The 18,566-nt window shown below is 66.1% G+C and carries 17 protein-coding genes and 2 pseudogenes; 11 read left to right on the plus strand and 8 right to left on the minus strand.

Annotated features, from left to right (window positions below; genetic code table 11):
- Positions 1–11 precede the first annotated feature (11 nt).
- On the plus strand, positions 12–887 hold the full coding sequence (locus ACLP9N_RS18175) for an AAA family ATPase (protein ID WP_442408723.1): 876 nt from the start codon (positions 12–14) through the stop codon (positions 885–887).
- Positions 887–2,338, plus strand: coding sequence for a vWA domain-containing protein (locus ACLP9N_RS18180; RefSeq protein ID WP_442408724.1), 1,452 nt, complete (start codon positions 887–889; stop codon positions 2,336–2,338). Before ACLP9N_RS18175 ends, ACLP9N_RS18180 begins: the two co-directional genes overlap by 1 nt.
- A 5-nt stretch (positions 2,339–2,343) precedes the next feature.
- Here the strand turns inward: ACLP9N_RS18180 and ACLP9N_RS18185 are convergent, their stop codons facing one another.
- Complete coding sequence (locus ACLP9N_RS18185) at positions 2,344–3,336, minus strand: class I SAM-dependent methyltransferase (RefSeq protein ID WP_442408754.1); 993 nt, start codon at positions 3,334–3,336, stop codon at positions 2,344–2,346.
- Between the two features lie 235 nt (positions 3,337–3,571).
- On the opposite strand from ACLP9N_RS18185, the gene nadD reads away from it, so the two are divergent.
- From nadD to ACLP9N_RS18210, 5 genes are all read left to right on the plus strand, one after another.
- Positions 3,572–4,231, plus strand: coding sequence for a nicotinate-nucleotide adenylyltransferase (gene nadD, locus ACLP9N_RS18190; protein WP_442408725.1), 660 nt, complete (start codon positions 3,572–3,574; stop codon positions 4,229–4,231).
- Positions 4,228–4,611 carry a ribosome silencing factor gene (rsfS, locus tag ACLP9N_RS18195; RefSeq protein ID WP_442408726.1) on the plus strand — a complete coding sequence of 128 codons (384 nt, stop codon included), beginning with the start codon at positions 4,228–4,230 and terminating at the stop codon, positions 4,609–4,611. Before nadD ends, rsfS begins: the two co-directional genes overlap by 4 nt.
- Positions 4,608–5,282, plus strand: coding sequence for a glucosyl-3-phosphoglycerate phosphatase (gpgP, locus tag ACLP9N_RS18200; RefSeq protein ID WP_442408727.1), 675 nt, complete (start codon positions 4,608–4,610; stop codon positions 5,280–5,282). Before rsfS ends, gpgP begins: the two co-directional genes overlap by 4 nt.
- Complete coding sequence (gene octT, locus ACLP9N_RS18205; protein WP_442408728.1) at positions 5,272–6,009, plus strand: diglucosylglycerate octanoyltransferase; 738 nt, start codon at positions 5,272–5,274, stop codon at positions 6,007–6,009. Before gpgP ends, octT begins: the two co-directional genes overlap by 11 nt.
- A gap of 81 nt (positions 6,010–6,090) precedes the next feature.
- On the plus strand, positions 6,091–6,924 hold the full coding sequence (locus ACLP9N_RS18210) for a DegV family protein (RefSeq protein ID WP_442408729.1): 834 nt from the start codon (positions 6,091–6,093) through the stop codon (positions 6,922–6,924).
- Positions 6,925–6,929: 5 nt separating this feature from the next.
- Here ACLP9N_RS18210 and ACLP9N_RS18215 read toward each other — a convergent pair whose 3' ends face one another.
- The 4 genes and pseudogenes from ACLP9N_RS18215 to ACLP9N_RS18230 form a co-directional block, all read right to left on the minus strand.
- Positions 6,930–9,836, minus strand: coding sequence for an MMPL/RND family transporter (locus tag ACLP9N_RS18215; RefSeq protein ID WP_442408730.1), 2,907 nt, complete (start codon positions 9,834–9,836; stop codon positions 6,930–6,932).
- A complete protein-coding gene (locus ACLP9N_RS18220; protein WP_442408755.1) occupies positions 9,833–10,261 on the minus strand; it encodes an MmpS family transport accessory protein in 429 nt (142 codons plus the stop codon). Before ACLP9N_RS18220 ends, ACLP9N_RS18215 begins: the two co-directional genes overlap by 4 nt.
- 185 nt (positions 10,262–10,446) lie before the next feature.
- On the minus strand, positions 10,447–11,505 hold the full coding sequence (locus ACLP9N_RS18225; RefSeq protein ID WP_442408731.1) for an NAD(P)H-dependent amine dehydrogenase family protein: 1,059 nt from the start codon (positions 11,503–11,505) through the stop codon (positions 10,447–10,449).
- A 147-nt stretch (positions 11,506–11,652) separates the two neighbouring features.
- Positions 11,653–11,934: pseudogene (locus tag ACLP9N_RS18230) on the minus strand (acyl-CoA synthetase); the annotation flags it as partial.
- Between ACLP9N_RS18230 and ACLP9N_RS18235 the strand changes: the two are divergent.
- A pseudogene (locus ACLP9N_RS18235) lies at positions 11,931–12,134 on the plus strand (acyl carrier protein); the annotation flags it as partial. The pseudogenes ACLP9N_RS18230 and ACLP9N_RS18235 overlap by 4 nt on opposite strands.
- Positions 12,135–12,248: 114 nt before the next feature.
- Here ACLP9N_RS18235 and ACLP9N_RS18240 read toward each other — a convergent pair.
- Both ACLP9N_RS18240 and ACLP9N_RS18245 read right to left on the minus strand, forming a co-directional pair.
- Complete coding sequence (locus tag ACLP9N_RS18240; RefSeq protein WP_442408732.1) at positions 12,249–13,361, minus strand: acyl-CoA dehydrogenase family protein; 1,113 nt, start codon at positions 13,359–13,361, stop codon at positions 12,249–12,251.
- Positions 13,362–13,368: 7 nt separating this feature from the next.
- Entirely contained in the window at positions 13,369–14,526 is a 1,158-nt protein-coding gene (locus tag ACLP9N_RS18245) for an acyl-CoA dehydrogenase family protein (protein WP_442408733.1), read from the minus strand.
- 181 nt (positions 14,527–14,707) lie between these two features.
- On the opposite strand from ACLP9N_RS18245, the gene ACLP9N_RS18250 reads away from it, so the two are divergent.
- Genes ACLP9N_RS18250 through holA form a run of 3 tightly spaced genes read left to right on the plus strand, consistent with a single transcriptional unit; the run spans position 14,708 to position 18,156 of the window.
- Positions 14,708–15,589 carry a ComEA family DNA-binding protein gene (locus tag ACLP9N_RS18250; RefSeq protein ID WP_442408734.1) on the plus strand — a complete coding sequence of 294 codons (882 nt, stop codon included), beginning with the start codon at positions 14,708–14,710 and terminating at the stop codon, positions 15,587–15,589.
- Between the two features lie 5 nt (positions 15,590–15,594).
- Positions 15,595–17,178 (plus strand): ComEC/Rec2 family competence protein, encoded by a 1,584-nt coding sequence (locus ACLP9N_RS18255; RefSeq protein ID WP_442408735.1) that lies wholly within the window; start codon positions 15,595–15,597, stop codon positions 17,176–17,178.
- A gap of 30 nt (positions 17,179–17,208) precedes the next feature.
- A complete protein-coding gene (holA, locus tag ACLP9N_RS18260; protein ID WP_442408756.1) occupies positions 17,209–18,156 on the plus strand; it encodes a DNA polymerase III subunit delta in 948 nt (315 codons plus the stop codon).
- Between the two features lie 4 nt (positions 18,157–18,160).
- Here holA and rpsT read toward each other — a convergent pair whose 3' ends face one another.
- Positions 18,161–18,424, minus strand: coding sequence for a 30S ribosomal protein S20 (gene rpsT, locus ACLP9N_RS18265; RefSeq protein ID WP_442408736.1), 264 nt, complete (start codon positions 18,422–18,424; stop codon positions 18,161–18,163).
- Positions 18,425–18,566: the final 142 nt, after the last annotated feature.

An 18,566-nucleotide genomic window follows, 5' to 3' on the forward strand; every position in this document is an offset into this window, starting at 1 on the left:
AGAATTCGATTGTGACCGTGCCCGCCCGGCCCACCCCGCTGTTCGCCGACATCGCCGACGTCTCGCGACGGCTGGCCGAGACCGGCTACCTGGTGGACACCGCCACCGCGACAGCGGTGTTTCTCGCCGACCGGCTCAGTAAGCCGCTGCTGGTCGAAGGCCCCGCCGGCGTCGGCAAAACCGAGCTGGCGCGGGCAGTCGCCCAGGCCACCGGGTCCGGTCTGGTCAGGCTGCAGTGCTACGAGGGCGTCGACGAGGCCCGTGCGCTCTACGAGTGGAACCACGCCAAGCAAATCCTGCGCATCCAGTCGGGTTCGGGGGACTGGGAGGCGACCAAGACCGATGTGTTCACCGAGGAGTTCCTGCTGCAGCGTCCGTTGCTGACCGCCATCCGGCGCACCGAGCCGACGGTGCTGTTGATCGACGAGACCGACAAGGCCGACATCGAAATCGAAGGCCTGCTGCTGGAGGTGCTGTCCGACTTCGCGGTGACCGTCCCAGAACTGGGCACGCTCACCGCGGAGCACCCGCCGTTTGTGTTGTTAACCTCCAACGCCACCCGGGAACTGTCCGAGGCGCTCAAGCGCCGCTGTCTGTTCCTGCACATCGACTTCCCCAGTGCTGACCTGGAACGCCGCATCCTATTGTCGCGGGTCCCCGAGCTGCCCGAGCACCTGGCCGAGGAGCTGGTGCGCATCATCGGCGTGATGCGCGGGATGCAGCTCAAGAAATTGCCGTCCATCGCCGAGACCATCGACTGGGGTCGCACGGTGCTGGCGCTGGGCCTGGACACCATCGACGACGCGGTCGTCGCCGCAACTCTTGGCGTGGTGCTCAAGCACCAATCCGATCAGCAACGCGCCGCCGGAGAACTGAGGCTGAATTAATGGCTGCCCGCCGCATCCGACCCACCCGGCCGCTCGCCCCGCACGGGCTGCCCGGGCATCTGGTGGGGTTCGTGGAAGCGCTTCGCGGGGCAGGGATTTCGGTGGGCCCGTCTGAGACGGTCGATGCCGGCCGGGTGATGGCCACCCTTGGCCTGGGTGATCGTGAGGTGCTGCGCGAGGGTATCGCCTGCGCGGTCTTGCACCAGGCGGATCACCGCGACACCTACGATGCCATGTTCGACCTATGGTTTCCCCCGGCATTGGGTGCGCGCGCAGTGGTCACGGAAGAAGAGGAAGGCGGGGCCGCCGGGGACGACAGCGGCCTGCCGCCCGACGACGTCGAGGCGATGCGCCAGATGCTGCTGGATTTGCTCGCCGACAATCCCGAGCTCGCCGACCTGGACCAGCGGCTGGTGGCGATGATCGCCCGGATCGTGGAGGCCTACGGCAAATACAACTCCAGTCGCGGTCCGTCATTCTCGTCCTATCAGGCGCTGAAGGCGATGGCGCTGGATGAATTGGAGGGCAAGCTGCTGGCGGGACTGCTGGCCCCCTACGGCGACGAACCCACCCCTACCCAGGAGCAGATCGCCAAAGCGCTTGCCGCGCAGAAGATCACGCAGCTTCGTAGAATGGTCGACGCCGAGACCAAGCGGCGCACCGCCGAGCAGCTGGGCCGCGATCACGTCCAGATGTACGGCATCCCACAGCTTTCCGAGAACGTCGAGTTCCTGCGCGCGTCCGGCGAACAGTTGCGCCAGATGCGAAAGGTAGTGGCGCCGCTGGCCCGCACCCTGGCGACCCGGCTGGCGGCCCGCCGGCGCCGCACCCGCGCCGGGTCGATCGATCTGCGCAAGACGCTGCGCAAGTCGATGTCCACCGGCGGTGTGCCGATCGACTTGGTGCTGGCTAAACCACGCCCGGCGCGGCCGGAATTGGTCGTGCTCTGCGACGTGTCCGGTTCGGTCGCCGGGTTCAGCCACTTCACGCTGCTGCTGGTACATGCTCTGCGCCAACAGTTCTCGCGTGTTCGTGTCTTCGCCTTCATCGACACCACCGACGAGGTGACGCACATGTTCGGGCCGGAAGCCGATCTGGCCGTGGCGATTCAGCGGATCACCCGGGAGGCCGGTGTGTACAGCCGAGACGGGCACTCCGACTACGGGAATGCGTTCGTCTCGTTCATGCAGGCTCACCCGAATGTGCTGTCGCCGCGCAGCTCGCTGTTGGTGCTCGGGGACGGGCGCACCAACTATCGTGATCCGGCCCTCGACGTGCTGGCCGATATGGTGACCGCCAGCCGCCATGCGCACTGGCTGAATCCCGAGCCCAAACATCTGTGGGGCAGTGGAGACTCGGCGGTGCCGCGCTACCAAGACGTGATCGCGATGCACGAATGCCGGTCCGCCAAGCAGCTGGCCGCGGTGATCGATCAGCTGCTGCCGGTCTGACGGCGTTAGCGCGTCTTCTGGTAGACGAGCCAGCGCATCTCGATCGGGCACTTATCGCGCTCGATGGTGAACACGTCCTGGCCACTGACCCAATCCGCGTACCAGCTGGTGGGCGGCCAGGCGCCCAGGGGCAAATGCTCTTTCTCGTAGTCGTAGACGGAGTCATCGGCAACGAGCTCCAGGGGCAGTCCGGCTGCCGCGGTCGACATCTCGTACCGGGTGAAGATGGTGGTGTAGGTCTGCTGCCCGAACTCACGCGCGGCCTCATCGGGTGCGTAGCTACCGCGGGGCAGGAAGGTGTTGAACACCAAGCGGCCACCGCGCGCCAGCGAATGGGCAGCGAGCTCGAACAGGCTGCGCAACTGCTGCGTAGTCCGAAAGTCCGATACCACCTCGGAGAGCAGAATCAGCTGATAGTCCTGCCGTAGATCGTCCTTACTCGTGAACACGTCTCGGTTGATGACGTGCAGGTCGATGGATTCGCGTTGGGCGTCAGAGCGGATCATCGAGGCGAACGCCGGGGTCATTTCCACCGCGTCGACCGGGTGGCCACGCCGTGCCAGAGCAAGGGCGTTGCGCCCGGTTCCTGCACCGATGTCGAGGATCGGATGCGTCCTGGGATCGGCTGCCTCGTTAGCCAGCGCCCACACCCTAGCGTCGGGTTCGGTGCCGAACAGCGGAGGCTCTCGGGTGCTAATCCAATCTTCGTAGGCAGCCTCCACCGTCCACCATCGGGTGTCCACTTGATAGTGCAGGGTCGGGCCGACGGGTGCGTTGTACGAGATCACGACGCTCGAACGCGGCGAAGCGGAATAGGCGCTGGCCAACTGGCCCTCGAGCGCCGACCTGAGATGAGCGATTTCGTCGTCGGAAAACTTCCTCCCCACACTTGCGAATATGTCGGCACACATCGTCACGTACTCGTCGATCAAGCCCGGAACTGCTGGCAGCGAGATCTCGCCCTTGACGAGCGACCGGGTAAGGAACCGTTGCTTCATTGCATCTTTGGCCAGCTGCTGAGCTTGATCGACTGAACCGAGGTGAAAATCATCCACAGACACCTTCTACACGACCGGGCGGGCCGTTGACGGTGCAATGGATGGAAGGCCTTAGCGTGATGCTCGCGGGTAACGGAATTCAGGAGGCGGCCGATGACATCGGGGGCCCGCCATCGGTATTAGGTCCGAGCTGGGAAATCGGCGCTCATCGGCCGCTCAAGTAAGCTGGCAAACCGTGCAAAAACACCGCCGCAGGCTGGGAGTGATGGGGGGGACGTTCGACCCCATCCATTACGGCCACCTGGTCGCGGCCAGCGAGGTGGCGCACCTGTTCGAGCTGGACGAAGTGGTGTTTGTGCCCAGCGGCCAGCCCTGGCAGAAAGAACGGCACGTCTCCGCCGCCGAGGACCGGTACCTGATGACGGTGATCGCCACCGCGTCCAATCCCCGTTTCTCGGTGAGCCGGGTCGACATCGACCGCGCCGGCCCCACCTACACCAAAGACACGCTGCGGGATCTGCACGCGCTGAACGCGGACTCCGAGCTGTACTTCATCACCGGCGCCGACGCGCTGGCGTCCATCCTGTCGTGGCAAGGCTGGGAAGAGCTGTTCGAGTTGGCGCGGTTCATCGGGGTCAGCCGGCCCGGCTACGAGCTACGCCACGAGCACATCACCGGCGTGCTGGGCGATCTGGCCGAGGACGCGCTGAGCCTGGTCGAGATCCCGGCCCTGGCGATCTCGTCGACCGACTGCCGCCTGCGCGCCGAACAGCGCCGACCCCTGTGGTACCTGATGCCCGACGGCGTCGTCCAATACGTCTCGAAACGCCGGCTCTACCGCGGAGAAGGCGCCCGCCACACCGCACCGCGCCTGGCCGCCGGGAACAACTCATGACCGCAACTCAGGAAGCCATCGACATGGCGACGGTGGCGGCCGGCGCGGCCGCCGCCAAGCTCGCCAACGACGTCGTCGTCATTGACGTCTCCGAGCAGCTGGTCATCACGGACTGCTTCGTCATCGCCTCGGCGTCCAACGAGCGGCAGGTCAACGCCATCGTCGACGAAGTCGAGCAGAAAATGCGCAAGGCGGGCCACAAGCCGGCACGCCGCGAGGGCACCCGGGAAGGCCGCTGGACCCTGCTGGATTACCGCGACATCGTCGTGCACATCCAGCATCAGGACGATCGCGACTTCTACGCCCTGGACCGGTTGTGGGGCGACTGCCCGGTGGTGTCGGTGGACTTGGATTCGGAAGACTCAGCGAGCGCGCAATGAGAATCCGTCGCCTGGTGATGCTGCGGCATGGGCAAACCGACTTCAACGCGGGTAGCCGGATGCAGGGGCAATTGGACTCCGCGCTCAGCGAACTGGGCCGCACCCAGGCGATCGCCGCCGCCGAAGTGCTGGGCAAGCTGCAGCCGTTGCTGATCGTTTCGTCGGACCTGCATCGCGCCTACGACACCGCGGTCACACTCGGGGAGCGGACGGGGCTGTCGGTCCGGGTGGACCCCCGGCTGCGCGAGACCCATCTGGGCGACTGGCAGGGGTTGACCCACACCCAGGTCGACGCGCAGGCTCCGGGCGCCCGGATGGCCTGGCGCGAAGACGCAACGTGGGCACCGCATGGCGGGGAAAGCAGGGTCGACGTAGCGGCCCGAAGCCTGCCGGTGGTCACCGAGCTGGTGTCCGGCGAGCCGGAATGGGGCGACCCCGACGGTCCGGACCGACCGGTGGTGCTGGTGGCACACGGAGGTTTGATCGCCGCCTTGTCCGCCGCGCTGCTCAAGCTGCCGGTCGACAACTGGCCGATTCTGGGCGGCATGGGCAATGCCAGCTGGGTGCAGCTGAGTGGGCATGCCGGCGACTCGGATGTCGAGTTCGACAGCATCCGCTGGCGCCTGGACGTGTGGAACGCTTCGGCTCAGGTCGCCAACGATGTCCTCTGAAACGCGGCCGACTCTGCTGGTCTTCGCCGACTCGCTGTCCTATTACGGGCCGACCGGCGGCCTGCCCGCCGACGATCCACGCATCTGGCCCAATATCGTTGCCTCGCAACTAGGTTGGGATTTGGAGCTGATCGGGCGTATCGGCTGGACCTGCCGCGACATCTGGTGGGCGGCAACCCAGGACCCACGGGCCTGGGCGGCGCTGCCCAGGGCAGGCGCGGTGATCTTCGCGACCTGCGGGATGGACTCGCTGCCGTCGGTGTTGCCGACCGCGTTGCGTGAGCTGATCCGCTATGTGCGGCCGCCCTGGCTGCGGCGCTGGGCGCGCGACGGTTATGCGTGGGTGCAGCCCCGGTTGTCACCGGTGGCCAGGCCGGCGTTACCGCCGCACCTGACCGCCGATTATCTTGAACAGACCCGTGCTGCAATCGATTTCAACCGTCCGGGCATTCCGATCGTGGCGTCGCTTCCATCGGTGCATATCGCTCCGACGTACGGCCAGGCTCACCGCGGTCGGGCAGGGACGGTGGCGGCGATCACGGACTGGGCCCACCGCCATGATGTTCCGCTGGTGGATCTCAAAGCCGCCGTCGGCGACGAGGTTATGAACGGACGCGGCAATCCCGACGGGATCCATTGGAATTTCGAGGCGCACCAGGCGGTAGCGGAACTGATGCTGAAGGCGCTGGCCGAGGCAGGGGTGCCGAACGAGAAGTCGCACGGGTAGGGCCATGTCCCGCGCCGGCGACGATGCAGAGCGAAGCGATGAGGTGGGGGCACCTCCCGCTTGCGGGGGAGAGCGGCGCTCGTGACTGTCGTGGTGGTGACCGATGCGGCCGCGCGCCTGCCTGCCGACTTGCTCGACAAGTGGGCGATACGCGTTGTCCCGCTGCACATCTTGCTCGACGGGGTCGATCTGCGCGACGGCGTGGACGAGATCCCCGATGACCTTTACAAGCGCCACGCCACCACCGCGGCGGCCACCCCGGCCGAACTGGCCAACGCCTACCAGCAGGCGCTGAGCGACAGCGGTGGCGACGGCGTGGTAGCAGTGCATATTTCGTCGGCGTTGTCGGGGACCTACGGCGCCGCCGAACGCACGGCCGCCGACCTCGACCCCGCGATTCGGGTTGTCGACTCCAGGTCAGCCGCGATGGGCACCGGTTTTGCCGCGCTGGCCGCCGCGCGGGCCGCGGCCGGCGGCGCCGACCTGGATGCGGTTGCGGGCGCTGCGCGTTCGGCGGTGGGTCGTAGTCACTCGTTCATCGTGGTGCACCGGTTGGACAATCTGCGCCGCAGCGGCCGCATCGGCGGGCCCCAAGCGTGGCTGGGCACCGCGCTGGCGCTCAAGCCGCTGTTGCGTATCGATGACGGCAAACTTGTTTTGGCCCAACGGGTTCGCACGGTAAGTCACGCGACGGCCACCATGATCGATCGGGTTTGCGAGGTGGTCGGCGAAGGTTCCGCCGCTGTGGCGGTACACCACGTCACCAACCCCGACGGCGCGAAGGAGGTGGCCGCCACTCTGGCGCAGCGGCTGCCCGCATGCGAGCCGGCGATCATTACGCCGTTGGGGCCCGTGCTGGCGCTGCACGTCGGCGCCGGAGCCGTTGCGGTGTGTCTGGAATTACCCGAGGCGTAACAGAATTACGCTCGACGTGCGTTATCACCGCGGGGATGGACGATTTGCGGCCACCAGAACCAACGGCCCAACAGCGTGGCGATCGACGGCATCAGTAGCGTGCGCACGATCAGCGTGTCGAGCAGCAGACCGATACAGACGGTGGATCCGAACTGGCCGAGAACCGTCAGCTCGCTGCCCAACATGGACGCCATGGTGAAGGCGAACACCAGACCCGCGGCCGTCACCACCCCGCCGGTGCCGGCCATCGACCGGATGATGCCTGTCTTGAGGCCGGCGTGGATCTCTTCCCTGAATCGGGAGACCAACAGCAGGTTGTAGTCGGATCCGACGGCCAACAGGATGATGACCGACAGCGCCATCACGATCCAGTGGATCCTGAAGCCGAACAAGTTCTGCCAGATCAGCACGGACAGGCCGAAGGACGCGGCGATCGAGCTGGCGGCCGTGCCGACGATCACCAGTGCGGCGACCGCGCTTCGGGTGAGCAGCAGCATGATCATGAAGATCAGCGTCAACGACGCGACCACCGCGATCATCAGGTCGTATTTAGCGCCGTCGTGCATGTCCTTGAAGGTCGCTGCGGTTCCGCCCAGATAGACCTTGGCCTCCGACAGCGAGGACTGCTTCAGTCCCTCCTGCGCAGCCGTCCGCTCGGCATCGACCCGCGAGATCCCTTCCGGCGTCATCGGATCGCCCTGGTGGGTGATGAAGAAGCGCGCCGACTTGCCGTCCGGCGACAGGAACATTCGCAGTCCCGTTTGGAAGTCCGGGTTCTGGAATGCCTCCGGGGGCAAGTAGAACATGTCGTCGTTCTGCGACTGGTCGAAGCTTTGCCCCATCACGATCGCGGTATTGCTCATGGCCTCCATCTGGTTGATCATCGCCGAGAACGTCTGATACAGCGTCAGCGTGATGGCCTTGGTGGCCTTCTGCGAAGCGATCAGCGCGGGGAACAGCGACATCAGCTCGTGCGTAGCCGCGGCGGTGTGCTGGATGTCAGCCGTGAGCTCGTGGAACTTCTCGGCAAGCTGGTCGAAACCGTCGATCGTGTCGAATATGGACCGTAACGAGAAGCAGATGGGGATGTCGTAGCAGTGCTTTTCCCAGTAGAAGTAGGACCTGATCGGCCGCCACATGTCTTCGAAATCCGCAATATGATTTCGTAATTCATCGGTGATCTGCGATGTTTCCGCTGTGGTCTTCGCGCTGTCGTCAGCGGCCTTGGAAAGATCTTGCGTCACCGCGTACTGGCGTTCCGTGATGTCGATGTTGACCTGCAGCTGGTCGGCCAACTTGAGGATGTCGGCTATGCGGTCTTTGAGGAAGGCCATGTTCTGCATGGTCGTCTGGCTCTGCATGCTGTTCTGAAACGGTATGGAGCTGTGCTGAATTGGGATGCCCAACGGCCGGGTGATGTCCTGGATCATGGCGATACCGACCACGCGAATGACATTCTTGGCGACTTTGTCCAAGACAAGCATGTCAGCCGTGTTGCGCATGTCGTGGTCGGCCTCGATCATCAGCATGTCGGGGTTCATCCGGGCCTGCGAGAAATGCCGGTCGGCGGCGGCTTGCCCCTGGTTCGACGGGGCACTGGTGGGTAGGTAGTAACGGTCGTTGTAGCTCGTCCTATAGCTCGGCAGGGTGACCATGCCGACTAGGACGACCGCGGCGCTCACCGCCAGAATCGGTGCGGGCCAGCGCACCACCGCGGTGCCGACCCGTCCCCATAGGCGACCCCTCTTGGCCGCCACTTTGGATTCGAAACGGCCGAACTTACTGCCCAAAAAGACGATGGCGGGACCGAGCGTGAGCCCGGCCAGCACGACGACGAGCATGCCGATGGCCACCGGCGCGCCCATCGTGTTGAACCAGGGCAGCCGCGCGAAGCTCAGGCAGTAGGTCGCACCGGCGATGGTCAGGCCGGACCCGAGCACCACCGGGGTCACTCCGCGAAACGTCGTGTAGTACGCCGTTTCTGGATCCTCACCGGAGCGCCGTGCCTCTTGATATCGGCCGACGAGGAAGATCCCGTAGTCGGTGCCGGCCGCGATCGCCAGCATGGTCAGGATGTTCGCGGCGAATGTGGTGAGCCCGAATGCGTTGTTATAGGCCAGAACCGCGACCACTCCACGTGCGCACAGCAACGAAACAAAGGTCATGAACAACTGGATCAACGTGGTGGCGATGGAGCGGTAGACCAGCAGCAGCATGATCGCGATCGCGCCGAGGGTGAACAGCGTGATCTTGGCCAGGCTGGCGTTCCCGATGACGTGCATGTCGTCGCTGAGCGCGGCCGGGCCGGTGACATAGACCTTCAGCCCGGAGGGCGGCGGATTCTTGTCGATGACCTTGCGGACCGCCTCGACCGAGTTGTTGGCCTGGGTGGTGCCCTGGTTGCCGGCAAGGTTCAACATGACGTAGGCGCCCTTGCCGTCGGCGCTCTGGGCGCCCGCCGCGGTCAATCGGTCACCCCAGAAGTCCTGGATGTGCTGGATGTGGTTGTGATCCTGCTGCAGTTGGCGAATCAGGTTGTCGTAGTAGTGATGCGCGTCGGCACCCAGGGGCTCCTGACTCTCCAGCACGATCATGATGGTGCTGTTGGAATCGAATTCCTTGAAATTGTGCCCCAGTCGCATCATCGCCTTCATCGACGGGGCGTCCAGCGGGGCCATCGGCGCCGAATGTGCCTCGCCGACGACCTCCAGCGTGGGGACGGCGATGTTGACGAGCGCCGTGATGACAACCCAGCCCAGAATGATCGGCACCGCGAACAGGCGGATCATGTGCGGAATGAAGGGGCGGTGCGGGCGCTTGGTGCTCTCGTCTGCGCCTTTGACGTCTTGGGCCTTGATTGGGCCCGTGGGCGCGTCAGTCGCCTCGTCTGTCCGATTCTCGAGGTCGCTCATGCGGACTTCACCAGGCAGAAGGTTTGCGGGTTGAAGCCGTCGGACTTCCGCTCTTCGCGGACCACGCCGTCCACGGTGATGCGGCAGCCGATCTGACTGCCGTCACCTTGCACCATGATGTTGGCGCTCACCGAGGGCAGCGTCGTGGAGACGGTGTACGACCAGGGCAGTGCGGCGGCGTTGACTTGGTTGGTGTTGGCGTCGGCGTCCCAGTAGTTGATGTTCGCGGTGCTTCCGGGCGAGCCGTAGACCTCATACAGGACGACTTTTGGGTTGAATTGCACAATCTTGATCCCGGCGCCGGCGTTCGCATTGAGGTCCTCGGAGCCGAAAATCTTGTGGATCCGGGACACGATCAATGCCGAGACGGCGAGCACAACCACCAGGACCAGGGGTATCCAAGCTCGCTTGATTAAGCCGGTAATGCGACCCACCTTCATTCACCGCCCTTCGCGCACCGATCCTGGGTTGCAACGCGCCACCGCAAAGCTTGCTTCCTGCGTCATTTGCCCGGGTCGACGGAACGGAACCTTTGTTCGGCTAAGCATGTTAGACCTTAGAGGACGCAAGCGTTCCTCCGGGGTGCCCTCGATGTGGTGAACGGCACACGTCAGCGTCCCACCCGCCCGGTGACCGGGGGCAGGTCGGCGAGCGTCACGATCCCGGGTTCGGCGGCCACCACCGCCGGGACCGCGTTGGTGACCGGCATCGCGGTGTAGATCATGCCCAGACCCATGAAGCCCGGCTCCGTCCAATCCTTCGGGGGCAGACAGTGCAGGACGGTGCGCATGTTGGGCAGCCCGAAGACCTGGATGACGTGACCGTGCTCGAGTGGTTTGGGTGGGGCCACGTGACTGCCCATGACCCAGTTGAACCCGACACTGACGACGTTGCGATCACCCACCCAGCCGCGGTGGTAGCCGTAGACGCCGCCGATGGTGCCGGCCGGGATGGTCATGAAACCCAGGTCGGAGTCGCCGGTGGCCGCGGTGAAGGTGACGTCGAAGGTCACCTTGTCCAGCTTCGCCCCAATCGCATCGGCCATCATCGCGGCTGACTCCGCGAAGACCTCACTTTGCCGGCGCACGCTCTCGGCCAGTCCCGGGGTGTCGGGGTGTTGCGAAAACCCCATCGCCGTTTGGGTTTCCGCCGATTCGTAGGTCGAGCAGTCGACCGACTCGGTGATCCGGATCTCGTCGACCCGCTCGCAGGACGCGCTCAGCACCATGCCGACCATGTTCGTCATCCCGGGATGTGCGCCGCTGCCGAAGATCGTCGAGCTGCCGCGCTTGCACGCGTCCTCGATGCGTTGCCGGTCCTGCGGGGTCTGCTTGCCGCCGGTGATCCAGGCCGCGCTGGAACACACATTGACGCCCGATTCCAGCAGGCGGACCAATTCGTCGATGTCGGGCCACAACGGGTTGTAACAGCACGCATCGGGTTGTAGCGCAAGCAGCGCGTCTATGTCGTTGGTCGCGTGCACACCCGTCGGCGCCGGCCAGCCCGATAGGTCGGCGGCGTCGACGCCGACCTTGTCCGCGCCGTGCGCGTACACGCCGACCAGCTCCATATCGGGCCGGCCGATGATGGCGTGCAACGATCGCCGCCCGATGTTGCCGGTCGTCCACTGGATCACCCGCAGCGGGCGGTCGGTGCTGGCTGTGCTCATCGGGGCTCCTTTGCCGGTGCGATTGGACTCATTATGTTCAACCCGTCCCACGGGCACACGAGCCGGGCGTCCCAATATTCGAAAGCGATCGGCAATTGGCTTGACGCTGCTGGGCTTTAACGCTGGAGAACCAGCAGAATTGCAACGTCAGGCGTCCAGCCGGGTGAATTGGTCGCGGCGGTACTGCTCAACACAGGCGGCGCGCCGGATCTTGCCGCTCGTCGTGGTGGGAATCGACCCGGGCGATACCAGCACGAGGTCTCCGACATTCAAGCCGTGCGCATTGGATATTGCCGAGGTGACGTCGCTTTTGACCCCGCTGAGCCAGCGCATCGCCTCCTCGTTGGAATCGCCGCGCTTCTTGAGCTCGATGACGGTGACGAGGTTCTCGGTGCTGTTCACCGGAACCGATATCGCCGCGACCGGACCTGGGTACGGATTCACTGATGGCGGTCGAACTCCGCAACCGGTTGCACAGCCAGTTCGGTGGCGCCTTCACGATCAGCGCCACCGCGGTATTCGACTATCCGACGATCGGCGGGCTCGCCGAGTACCTGGCTGGCCAGATGCCGGGGTTGGCCGCACAGTCGGGTGAGGCGGAATCCGTCGACGCGCCCGTGTCTACGTGATCGAACCGGCCGCGGCTCGGTCGTGGTACTAAGAACTCACCCTGGGGCGTCGAGTTGCTCAGCAAGACAAGCAATTTCGCCGGTCGTCTGCCTGTTCGTTGGATGGGCCGTAGCTTAGTCTTGCAGCCTGGCCAAGTCGTAGTCGGTGATGTGGTCGATCAGCACCCCGAGGTGATCCTGCGAAGAGCCCAGGGTTTGCTCTATCGCCGTGAGCCGGGCCGCGTAGTGGCTGACCGGATACTCCACGGTGATGCCGATGCCGCCGTGCATCTGGATCGACTCCTGCGCGATATGCCGGCCCGAGCGGCCGATCTGCAGCTTGGCGCGCGACGCGATCACCGGGTCGAGGTTGCCGTCGGCGATCGACATCGCCGCGTAGAAGTTCATGCTGCGCGCCATTTCCAGCGAAACGTACATGTCGGCGGCGCGCTGAGTGAGTCCCTGGAACTTGTTGAGTGTGACACCGAACTGCTTGCGGGTCTTGAGGTGATCGGTGGTCAGGCGCAGCGCTTCCTCCATGGCCCCGACCGCTTCGGAACACAACGCCGACTGGATGCGGACGAGGGTGTCGCGGATGGCACGTGATGCATCGACCGCTTCGCCCAGCGGTTGCGCAGGTGCGGACTCCAGCTCGATCTGGGCGCCGCGCTGTCCGTCGAATGTTCGATAGCCATGACGGGTCACAGTCTCGGCGTCCACCAGGAACAACCCTGTGCCGCCGTCCGGCAGCGCGGCGCTGACCAGCAGCGTGTCGGCGCAGTCGCCGGCCAGAACTGGGTTCTTCCGTCCGCTCACTGTCCACGAATCACCTTGCCGCGCAGCTTGAGTGGAGGTTTCGGTCGTCGGTTTGCGGTGGCCTGGCTCCAGGTGGGCGAAGGCCAGTAGATGCTGGCCGGCGGCGACATCGTCCAGTAGCTGTTTCTGCTCATCGGTGCCCAGTTCGGCGACCAGCGCGCCGGGCGCCAGCGCGGCGTGCAGGATCGGCTCGGGGGCCAACCTGCGCCCAACCTCGGTGAGCACCACCATGATCTCGATGTGGCCCGACTCGTCCTGATCGAAGCCCAGGCCGAGAATGCCGGTATCGGCGAGCTGGCTCCAGACCTCGCGGCTCCAGCCCAGATCCGAGCCGATGACCTTGATGCGGCTCTCCGGGTCGTAGGTGCGTGACAGCAGGTCACGGGTGGTGTCGCGGAGCAGGGTCTGCTCGTCGCTCAACTGAAAGTCCATGGCTGCCTCACAATCCCAGAATGGTGGACGCGATGATGTTGCGCTGCACTTCGCTGCTGCCGCCGTAGATCGACGCCTTGCGCCAGTTCAGGTAGCGCGGGGCACTGGTCTGCGCCCAGCTCGGAGACGAAATGCCTTCCCCGTCGGCGGGAAGCGCGTCCGGCCCAGCCACCTCGGCCAACAGTTCGGTGGCTACCTGCTGTAACTGGCTGCCGCGCAGCTTGAGCACCGACGACGCCGGGTTGGGCGTGCCGTCCGAGGAGTCTGAGACCACCCGTGCCTGCGTGAGTTCCAATGCCAGCAGATCGTTTTCGGCCTCTGCCAGCCGGGCCGCGAACAGCGGGTCGTCGAGCACTCCGGTTTCCGCGGCGTGCTTTTTCACCTCGGCGAGGCGCACCTTGGTCCGTCCCACCCCGGCGATGCCGGTGCGCTCGTTGCCCAGCAGGAATTTTGCGTACGTCCAGCCCCGGTTCTCTTGTCCGACAAGCTGATTGGCCGGTACCCGAACGTCAGAGAAGAACAACTCGTTGATTTCCTGGCCGCCGTCGATCGTCTTGATCGGCCGGAGTGTGATGCCCGGCGTCTTCATGTCGAAGAGCAGGAACGTAATCCCGGCCTGGCGTTTGGGTGCCTGCGGGTCGGTGCGCACCAGGCAGAAGATCCAGTCCGCATACTGGCCCAGCGTCGTCCACGTCTTCTGGCCATTGACGACGTAGCTGTCGCCGTCGCGGACCGCGGTGGTGCGCAGCGACGCGAGGTCCGAGCCGGCCTCGGGTTCGGAGAATCCCTGGCACCACCAGATGTCGAGGTTGGCGGTCGGCGGCAGGAAGCGCTCCTTGATCTCCTGTGACCCGAATTCGGCGATCACCGGGCCGACCATCTTGGTATTGAAGTTCAGCGGCTCGGGCACACACGCCAATTGCATCTCGTCGGACCAGATCTGGTGCTGGGTGGGCGTCCAGTCCTTGCCGCCCCATTCGACCGGCCAATTCGGTACCGCCAGACCGTGTTCGTTCAGGATTTTGTGCGTGGCGACGATCTGGTCCTTGCTCAGCGACGAGCCCTCTCGCATCAGCTCGCGGACGTCTTCGGGGATCTTCGTGGTATAGAAGCTGCGAAGCTCGTCGCGAAACGCGGCTTCGTCTGCTGTGAGCGCCAGTTTCACGGCAGCCTCCTGTTTTTGGGAGCTGGGGGGCTTCTCCTGCACGTTAAGCTGCCGTCGTCGCGGTACGCCAACCGGGTGCCGCAGCGGCGTTTGTGCACAAGTTCGCGTTGATCCACAGACCGGCGTCCGGACGGCTTCGGAGGCGGCCATTGTGGCGGTTGTCGGGCCTACGGTCGGCGACATGCGAACCGAACTTCCCGCCGAGCGACTGCATCGACGGCTCGGCGCCGACCCGGACACCAGGGACATCCAAGCACCCGCCGACTCCGACAGTTCGGACCCGACGCCCGAAGCCGCGGACGAGGACCAGAACTCGTTGTTGCCGCGCTGGGTTCCGGACGCGTCTCAACGCGCAGGCTGGCTCGCCAGGGTGCGTGCCGATCCGGGCCGCGCCGGTGCCATCGCATTGGCGGTCGTCGCCGCACTGGCCGTGCTGATCACGGTATTCACCTTGGTGCGCGACCGGCCCGCGCCGGTGATGTCCGCCAAGCTGCCCCCGGTGGAGCGGGCCGCGTCGGCGCGCCCTAGATCGTCGGCCGCTCCGGCCGCCGGCCAGCCGGCCAATCCGGATCGACCCGTAGTGGTCAGCGTGGTCGGTCTGGTGCACACCCCCGGACTGGTCACCCTGGCGCCCGGCGCGCGTATCGCCGATGCGGTGCAGGCCGCGGGCGGCGCGGTGGACGGTGCGGACACCATCGGACTGAATATGGCCCGTCCGGTCGGCGACGGTGAGCAGATCGTGGTTGGGCTTGCACCCGTTTCGGGGCAGCCGGCGGTGCTCGGCAGCTCGGTGGGCTCGGGTTCGGCCCCGGCTTCCGCGAGCCCGCCAGGTTCCGGGCCGGCGCCGGGATCGACCAAACCCAAGGGCGGTGAGGTGGTCGACCTCAACGCCGCGACCGTCGAGCAGCTGGACGCGCTGCCCGGAGTCGGCCCGGTCACCGCTGCGGCGATCGTGGCGTGGCGGCAGGCCCACGGCAGGTTCACCAGCGTGGACCAACTCGCCGACGTCGACGGCATCGGCCCGGCTCGCCTGGACAAGCTGCGCCCTCTGGTTCGTGTCTGATACCGGTGCGCCAACCCGGCGGTGATGAGCGTGATGAGCTTCTGGCGGCGCCACTCGATGTCCGCCTGGTGCCGGCCGCGCTCACCAGTTGGGCGGCGACGGCTGCCGGGACCGTGTGGCCGGTCGGCCGGGTGTTCGCGTTGTGCTGCGTCACGCCGGCCGCCGTCTCGGGTGCGCTGTTGTGGTACGCGACGCGCCGGTGCGGTCGATGCGCGCGGCTCCGGTCGATCAGCGCCGGACTGGTGGCGATCGGTGTTGTGGGCGCGGGGTTCGGGCTTGCGATCGCGTTGCGCGCCGACGCCGTTAGTCGCCACCCGATCGCCGCGGCGTTCGGAACGGCCGTGCCGGTCACGGTCACCCCCAGCGAGAGCGCGCTGTCGCTGGGCTCAGGCCGGCTGATGTTTCGTGCCACCTTGCAACGGCTGCGCGATGACGAAATGTCCGGGCGGGTCGTGGTTTTCGCGCGCACGTCGGACTTCGATTCGGAAGACGGCTCAGTGATGGTCGGCCAGCCGATGCGGTTCACCGCTCGCATCAGCCACCCGTCCCGCCACGACCTGACCGTCGCGGTGCTCAACGCGACGGGCCAGCCCACCTTTGGCCGGGCCGATGCGGTGCAGCGCGCGGCGCACACCGTCCGCAGCCGGTTCGTCGCGGCGGTTCGGGGTGTGTTGCCTCCCGATCAGGCCGCGATGTTGCCCGCCCTGGTTCTCGGTGACACCTCGGCGGTCGCCGCCGAAACCGGCCGCGAGTTTCGCGCGGCGGGCATGACGCACTTGACCGCGGTGTCGGGGGCCAACGTCACCATCGTGTGCGGCGCGGTGCTGTTGTCGGCCCGGCTGCTTGGTCCCCGGGTGGCCGTGCTGCTGGCCGCGTCGGCTCTGGTCGCCTTCGTCATCGTGGTGCAGCCGACGGCCAGTGTGTTGCGGGCGGCATTGATGGGTGCCATCGCGTTGGCGGGGATAGTGTCGTCGCGCCGCCGGCAAGCGATTCCGGCGCTGTCTGCCACCGTGCTCGTGTTGATGGCCACCGCCCCGCAGCTGGCCGTCGATGTGGGCTTCGCACTGTCCGTGCTGGCGACGGCCGCGCTGATCCTCATCGCGCCGGTCTGGTCACGGCGGCTGGTCGGGCGGGGCTGCCCCAAGCCGTTTGCGGACGCGCTCGCCGTGGCCTGGGCGGCGCACGTGGTGACCGTTCCGCTGGTCGCCGGTATCTCGGGCCGGGTCAGTCTGGTCGGCGCGGTCGCCAATCTCGCGGTGGCCGCCGTGATAGCACCGATCACCGTGCTCGGCAGCGCGGCGGCGGTGCTGTGTTTGCTGTGGCCGGGCGGTGCGCAACTGTTGATCCGTTTCACCGGCCCCGAACTGTGGTGGGTGCTGAGGGTGGCGCACTGGGCGGCCGGTATGCCGGGCGCGACGGTGTCTGTTCCGGCTGGTGTGCCGGGCGTGGTGGTGGTCGGTGCTACCGCGGTGTTGGTGGTGGCGCTGTGGCGGTGGCGGTGGTTTCGCGCCGCGACGGGACTGGCCGCGATGGTCGGTGTCGGTTGCCTGCTGGCCTGGTCGCTGTCACGAGTAGTCGGGCGGTCGTGACACCATCGTGGGGTGAGCGAGGTTTCACCGTTGCACCTGGTCCTGGGAGACGAGGAATTTCTGGTCGAGCGGGCCGTGGCGGCGGTGCTGCGGTCGGTCCGGCAGGGGGCCGGGACCGATGATGTGCCCGTCAACCGGATGCGGGCGGGTGACGTCAGTACCTACGAGCTCGCCGAACTGCTGAGCCCGTCACTGTTCGCCGACGAGCGCGTCGTCGTGCTGGAGGCAGCCGCCGACGCGGGCAAGGAAGCCGCCGCGGTGGTCGCATCGGTGGCCGCCGACATTCCGCCGGGCACGGTGCTTGTGGTGGTGCACTCGGGTGGCGGGCGAGCCAAAGCGCTGGCCAACGACCTGCGCTCGCTCGGCGCCGCGGTGCATCCGTGCGCGCGGCTGACCAAGGTCAGCGAGCGCGTCGACTTCATCCGCGAGGAATTTCGCGCGTCGGGGGTCAAGGTCGATGAGGGGACGGTGACAGCGCTGCTCGACGCTGTCGGTTCCGATGTGCGCGAACTCGCCTCGTCCTGTTCGCAATTAGTCGCCGACACCGCCGGTGAGGTGGACGCCGCCGCGGTGCGGCGCTATCACAGCGGCAAAGCCGAAGTGAAAGGCTTCGACATCGCCGACAAGGCAGTGGCCGGCGATGTGGCGGGAGCCGCGGAAGCCCTGCGGTGGGCGATGATGCGCGGCGAGCCGCTCGTGGTGTTGGCCGACGCGCTGGCCGAAGCCGTGCACACCATCGGCCGGGTGGCACCGCTGTCCGGCGACCCCTACCGTCTGGCTGCGCAACTGGGAATGCCGCCCTGGCGGGTGCAGAAGGCGCAGAAACAGGCCCGGCGTTGGTCGCGTGACACGGTCGCCGTCGCGATGCGAGTGGTGGCCGAGCTCAACGCCAACGTCAAGGGAGCCGTCGCGGACGCCGACTATGCGCTGGAATCGGCGGTCAGGAAGGTTGCCGAGCTGGCTGCCGACCGGAGCTGACGCGTCAGTCCAGGCCGTTGAGGGCTTTGGCCAGCGCCGACTTCTTGTTGGCCGCCTGGTTCTTGTGGATCACGCCCTTGCTGGCCGCCTTGTCCAGCTTGCGGTTGGTCGACGCCAGCAGCTCCGCGGCCTTTTCCTTTTCGCCCGCGTGGGCGGCCTCGCGGAACGCGCGGACAGCGGTACGAAGCGAGGACTTCACCGACTTGTTGCGCAGCCGGGCGCGCTCGTTGGTGCGGTTGCGCTTCTGCTGCGACTTGATGTTTGCCACGCGTTAGTTCCTTAGTTGGTCTGGGGCTGGTCTGGGTCGGCCAGGGTGGCTTGACCGCCCGTAGCGACTGTCCAGGTTATCAGCCGGTTACGTTTTCGCCCAAAAGTGGAACTCAAGGAAACCTAAGCCTGCTGGGACGTCG

Source organism: Mycobacterium sp., from assembly GCF_052144515.1.
Lineage (GTDB): Bacteria > Actinomycetota > Actinomycetes > Mycobacteriales > Mycobacteriaceae > Mycobacterium.